The 6088-nt window shown below is 66.5% G+C and carries 5 protein-coding genes; all 5 read right to left on the bottom strand.

Annotation, left to right across the window (positions count from 1 at the left end):
• Positions 1–658 (bottom strand): NADH-quinone oxidoreductase subunit J (locus tag AC2VOU_RS10650; protein WP_486957346.1); only part of this gene is annotated, 658 nt, incomplete at its 3' end.
• On the bottom strand, positions 655–1200 hold the full coding sequence (gene nuoI / locus AC2VOU_RS10645) for an NADH-quinone oxidoreductase subunit NuoI (protein WP_486957345.1): 546 nt from the start codon (positions 1198–1200) through the stop codon (positions 655–657). The genes AC2VOU_RS10650 and nuoI, both read right to left, overlap by 4 nt.
• Positions 1193–2443, bottom strand: a complete 1251-nt coding sequence (gene nuoH, locus AC2VOU_RS10640; protein WP_486957344.1) for an NADH-quinone oxidoreductase subunit NuoH — start codon at positions 2441–2443, stop codon at positions 1193–1195. The genes nuoI and nuoH overlap by 8 nt, the downstream gene beginning before the upstream one ends.
• Positions 2440–4842: an NADH-quinone oxidoreductase subunit G gene (locus tag AC2VOU_RS10635; RefSeq protein WP_486957343.1), complete on the bottom strand. Its 2403-nt coding sequence runs from the start codon at positions 4840–4842 to the stop codon at positions 2440–2442. The genes nuoH and AC2VOU_RS10635 overlap by 4 nt, the downstream gene beginning before the upstream one ends.
• A gap of 112 nt (positions 4843–4954) precedes the next feature.
• Positions 4955–6088: NADH-quinone oxidoreductase subunit NuoF (gene nuoF, locus AC2VOU_RS10630; RefSeq protein ID WP_486957342.1), on the bottom strand; the 1134-nt coding region annotated here is incomplete at its 5' end.

Genomic DNA, 6088 nt, shown 5'->3' with positions numbered 1-6088 from the left:
CCGCGTTGTGCCGGGCGAAGACTCCCGGGCCGGGCAACGGCGTCGGATGACCACCTGGCTGGAACCGTTCGATGGACAGCTCGCGCTGGGTTTTGCGGCGCTCGAAGCGCTCGCGGTGGGCCAGGATCATCGCGCCGATCGCCGCGGTGATCAGCAACGCGCTGGTCAGCTCGAATGCCCACAGATACCGCGAGAAGATCAGCGCCGCCAGTCCCTGGACGTTGCCTTCGGGAGCGATATCCGCCGAAAGACCATTAGCCGCGAACCGGTCGGTGGCGACGTTGCCGACCCCGGCGATCAGCACGATTCCCAAGCCCAGGCCGGCCAGCACTGCGGCGACCCGTTGTCCGCGAAGGGTTTCCACCAGCGATTCCGCGGAGTCGACGCCGATCAGCATCAGCACGAACAGGAACAGCATCATCACCGCGCCGGTGTAGACCACGATCTGCACGACGCCGAGGAACAGCGCGTCTTGGATCATGTAGAGCACCGCCAACACGATCATCGTCAACGCCAGCGACATCGCACAGTAGACCGCGTTGGCGGCCATCACCACACCCAGCGCCCCGATCAGCGCCAGCGTGCCCAGTAGCCAAAAGGTCACCGCTTCGCCGGTGGACGTGCGGGCGATGACGTCCGCGGCCAGCTGGGTGGTCACTTCGAAACGTCCGTGATCGGTATGTTGCGCAGGCCTTCTGAGGTGATGTTGCCGCGGTAGTAATCGGCGTCGGTGGCGCCTTCAGCCCTGGGGTGCGGTGCTGGGGTCATGCCCTCCAGGAGCGGAGCCAGTAGTTGGTGCTTCTCGAGGATCAGGTCGGCGCGATTGTCATCGGCCATCTCGTATTCGTTGGTCATGGTCAACGAACGGGTCGGGCACGCCTCGACGCAGAGCCCGCATCCGATGCAGCGCAGGTAGTTGATCTGATAGACCCGGCCGTAGCGCTCACCGGGGGAGAAACGCTGCTCCTCGGTGTTGTCAGCGCCCTCGACGTAGATCGCGTCGGCCGGGCACGCCCACGCGCACAGCTCACAGCCGATGCACTTTTCCAGCCCGTCGTCGTAACGGTTGAGCTGATGGCGGCCGTGATACCGCGGCTTCACCGGGCCGGGGTTCTCCGGATAGCTCTCGGTGATCGGGCGTTTGAACATCGCGCCGAACGTGACGCCAAATCCCGCAAGGGAACTGAGGAATTTAGCCATTGGTTGCCTCCTTGGTCGCCGGTGCCAGCGGCTTACCGGGCATCGGCGGCGTAGGGAACGCCGGTTCGAAGTGCAGGGCTTCGACCGACTCGGTGCGGCGTCGCTTCTTGCGTAGCTGTCTGTTGCTGAACGGTCGCTGCAACAGATACAGCAGCGCGGCGGTGACGACGATGCTGGAGCTGACCAGCACCGGCATCCAGTGCGGGTACCCCTGGTCGCGCAGTGTGCGGATGGCCGCCGCGATCAGTGCCCACACCAGCGACACCGGAATCAGGATCTTCCAGCCGAGTGCCATGAACTGGTCGTAACGCAGTCGCGGCAGCACGCCGCGCAGCCAGATGTAGAGGAACAGGAACACCCACACCTTTGCGGTGAACCACAGCACCGGCCAGAAGCCGCTGTTGGCACCCGCCCACACCGCGGTCAGCGGCCACGGTGCGTGCCAGCCACCCATGAACAGCGTGGCGGCCAGGGCTGACACCGTGGTCATGTTGATGTACTCGGCGAGGAAGAACATCGCGAAGCTCAGCGACGAGTACTCGGTGTGGAAGCCGGCGACCAGTTCGCCTTCGGCCTCGGGCAAGTCGAAGGGCGCCCGGTTGGTTTCACCAACCATCGAGACCAGGTAGGTGCAGAACGACGGCAGCAGCAGGAAGACGTACCAGACCCGGTTCTGCGCCGTGACGATCTGTGACGTGGACATCGTTCCGGCGTAGAGAAATACCGTGGCGAATGACAAACCCATCGCGACCTCGTAGGAGATCACCTGCGCGGTCGAGCGCACCCCGCCCAGCAGCGGATAGGTCGATCCCGAGGACCACCCGGCCAGTACGATCCCGTACACCCCGATCGAGGACAGCGCGAGGATGAACAGCACTGCCACGGGCAGGTCGGTCACCTGCAGTGGTGTCCAGTGGCCGAACACCGAAACCTGCGGACCGAACGGGATGAAGGCAAATGCTGTGATCGCCGGAATCGTCGAGATGGCTGGTGCCAGAATGAAAATCGGTTTCTCGACGCCGAACGGGACGATCGGCTCCTTGAGTGCCAGCTTGATGCCGTCGGCCAGGCTCTGCAGGTAGCCGCGCGGACCCACCCGGTTGGGTCCCCAGCGCATCTGCATCCGGCCCAGGATTTTGCGCTCGGCGAGGATTGCCACCAGCACCGTCAGCACCAGGAACACAAAGACCAGAAGCGCTTTGGCGAGGATCAGCCACCAGGTGTCATGCCCGAAGCCGGTCATCGTTTGCTCACTCCAATCATCACGACGGCTCCCGCCGTGACGCCCAGCTGCCGGTGCACCGCCGAGCCCGGCGAGTTCAGCGGCAGCCACGCCACGTCGTCGGGCATCTCGGTGATCGTCAACGGCAGCGTGATCGAGCCGCGATCGGTGCGCACGGTGACGTTGTCGCCGTCCGCTGCGCCGAGTCCGCTTGCCGTCGCAGCCGACAGCCGCACCACGGGTGCGCGTGCGGTGCCGGCCAGATGCGGCTCGCCATCCTGGAGTCGCCCGTCGTCGAGCAGCATCCGCCAGCCCGCCAGGATGGCTTCGCCAGCAGCGGTTTTGGGCATGGTGGCCGCGGTGACGGTCGGCGCCGTAGCGGACGTGCCGTCCCAGGTGCCCAGCCGATTGAGTTCGGCCAAACCCGCCGCGACAGTGGGGAATCCGAGATCGATCCCCAACTCGTCGGCCAGCGTGTCCAGTACGCGGCAGTCCGGTGTGGCGGCCGGTGGCAGCGCCGCCGAGAAGCTGCGTTGGCGGCCCTCCCAGTTGAGGTAGGTCCCCGCTTTCTCCGCGGCGGGCGCGATCGGGAAGACCACGTCGGCGCGTTCGGTGACCGCACTGTGCCGCAACTCCAGACTCACCACGAAGCCCGCCGCGTCCAACGCAGCCAGCACCGCGTCGGGGTCGGCGAAGTCGTTGGGGTCGATACCGCCGACCAGCAGGGCGCCCAGGCTGCCGGATTTCGCGGCGGCCAAGATCGCACTGGCGTCACGGCCCGCGGCCGAAGGCAATGCGGCGACGTTCCAGCCCGCCGCAACCTGCGACCGGGCGGTCTCGTCACTCAGCGGCCGACCGCCGGGCAGCAGGTTGGGCAGTGCGCCGGCCTCGATCGCCCCACGTTCACCGGCGCGCCGCGGCACCCACGCCAGTCGCGCGCCGGTGCTGTCGGCGAGCCGGGCAGCGGCCGACAGCGCGCCAGGCGATCCGGCCAGCCGTTCGCCGACCAGGATGACGGCTCCCGGTTTGGAAAGCAGACCAGCGAGTTCGCCGCCGGCCAGGCCGTCCAGCGCGGCGGCTTCGCCGCCGGGCGCGGTCGCCAGCAGCGTGCCGTGCATCTTCGGTAAACCGTTGCTGGCGAACGGTGCAACCGAGTACACCGGCAGCCCGTGCTTGCGGGCGGCCTTACGTAGCCGAAGGTAGACGATCGGCGACTCTTCCTCGGGCTCGAAGCCGACCAGCAGCACCACCGGTGCCGACTCCAGGTCGGCGTAGCTGGTGCTCAACAGCGTGCCCGCAACCCGCGCGGCGAGGAACTGCGTCTCCTCCTCGGAATGCGGACGAGCACGGAAGTCGATATCATTGGTGCCCAACACGATTCGAGCAAACTTGGAGTAGGCGTAGGCGTCTTCGACCGTCAACCGGCCACCCGGCAACACACCGGCACCGCCGGCTGCGGTGGTCAGCCCCTCGAGCGCCACGGCGATCGCGTGCGGCCACGAGGCGGGCTCCAGTGCGCCGTCGGCACTGCGGACCAGGGGAGTGGTGATCCGGTCTCCCCGAGTGGCGTAGGTGAACGCCCAGCGCCCCTTGTCGCAGTTCCACTCCTCGTTGACCTCGGGTTCATCACCGGCCAACCGGCGCAGCACCTTGCCGCGTCGGTGGTCGGTGCGCTGCGCGCAGCCCGACGCACAGTGTTCGCACACGCTCGGGCTGGAGACCAGGTCGAACGGGCGGGCGCGGAAGCGGTAGGCGGCGCCGGTCAGCGCGCCGACCGGGCAGATCTGAACGGCGTTGCCGGAGAAATACGACTCGAACGGCTCGTTGGCGTAGATGCCGACCTGTTGAAGCGCTCCGCGCTCGAGCATTTCGATGAACGGGTCGCCGGCGATCTGCTCGGAAAACCGGGTGCAGCGCGCGCACAGGATGCAGCGTTCACGGTCCAGCAGCACCTGCGAGGAGATGCTGATCGGTTTGGTGAATGTCCGCTTGACATCGTCGAAGCGAGACTCTGGGCGCCCGTTCGACATCGCCTGGTTCTGCAATGGGCATTCACCGCCCTTGTCGCACATCGGGCAGTCCAGCGGGTGGTTGATCAGCAGCAGCTCCATCACCCCGTGCTGGGCCTTGTCGGCCGCTTCAGAGCTGTACTGCGTGTGCACCACCATGTCGTCGGCGACAGGAATCGTGCACGACGCCATCGGCTTCCGCTGCCCCTCGATATCGACCAGGCATTGGCGGCACGCGCCCACCGGGTCCAGCAACGGGTGGTCGCAGAACCGGGGAATCTGCACACCGATCAGTTCGGCGGCCCGAATCACCAACGTACCCTTGGGAACACTGACTTCGGTGCCGTCGATGGTCAGCGTCACCAGTTCGGGCTCGGCGACCTTCGCTCCGGTGTCGGCGGTTTGCGTCACGCGCAGCGCTCCTTCCCTTGAAGACCCCGCGAGCGTGCGCACAATGCCGAGCGCGGCCGCGTGTCGCAGTACAAACACGCCCCCTCGCGGGTGAATGCCCTGGCAACGTGCGTCACGCTTTCACTCCGTCTACCTCGAGCATGGACTCCCGAGGGTCGAACGGACAGCCGCCCTCGATGTGCGCGACGTATTCGTCGCGGAAGAACTTGAGTGACGATGCGACCGGGCTCGCCGCACCATCACCCAACGCGCAGAACGACTTTCCGAGAATCGCGTCGGCGATGTCGGTGAGCTTGTCCAAATCCTCGGTGGTACCGCGGCCGGCTTCCAGACGATGATAAATCTGGCTCAGCCAGAACGTGCCCTCGCGGCACGGCGTGCACTTGCCGCACGACTCGTGCTTGTAGAAGTCGATCCAACGACCGACAGCGCGCACCACACAGGTGGTTTCGTCGAAAATCTCCAGCGCCTTGGTGCCCAACATCGACCCGGCCGAGCTGACACCCTCGTAATCCAATGGCACGTCGAGGTGTTCGTCGGTCAGTAGCGGCGTCGACGATCCGCCCGGTGTCCAGAACTTCAGCTGGTGTCCGGCCCGCACGCCCCCGGCGTAGTCGAGCAGTTCACGCAGCGTAATACCCAGCGGCGCCTCATACTGGCCGGGCCTGGTGACGTGCCCGGACAGCGAATACAGCGTGTACCCAGGCGATTTCTCGCTACCCATCGAGCGGAACCAATCGACGCCGTACAGCACGATCGACGGGACGCTGGCGATGGTTTCGACGTTGTTGATCACCGTCGGGCAGCCGTACAGGCCGGCGACCGCGGGGAAGGGCGGACGCAGCCGCGGCTGGCCGCGGCGGCCCTCCAGCGAGTCCAGCAGCGCGGTCTCCTCGCCGCAGATGTAGGCTCCGGCGCCGGCGTGCACCACCAGTTCCAGGTCGTAGCCCGAGCCGGCGATGTTGTTGCCCAGATATCCGTTGGCGTAGGCCTCGGCGACGGCGTTCTGCAGGCGCCGCAGTACCGGCAGCACCTCGCCGCGGACGTAAATGAACGCGTGGCTGGCCCGGATCGCATACGACGCGATGATCACGCCCTCGACCAGGACGTGCGGGGTGGCCAGCATCAGCGGAATGTCTTTACATGTACCGGGTTCCGACTCGTCGGCGTTGACCACCAGGTCGTGCGGCGGGGCGGCCGCCCCGGAGGCGCCCTGCGGGAAGAACGACCACTTGGTGCCGGTCGC

It is taken from the genome of Mycobacterium sp. TH-M25, assembly GCF_057473665.1.
Note: the sequence above shows the minus strand (reverse complement) of the source record. Positions and strands in the feature narration are given on the sequence as shown.

Bases quoted from the DNA above. Each gene is read 5' to 3' on its own strand.
- nuoI (WP_486957345.1), bottom strand. From the start codon at position 1,200: ATGGCTAAATTCCTCAGTTCCCTTGCGGGATTTGGCGTCACGTTCGGC.
- nuoH (WP_486957344.1), bottom strand. From the start codon at position 2,443: ATGACCGGCTTCGGGCATGACACCTGGTGGCTGATCCTCGCCAAAGCG.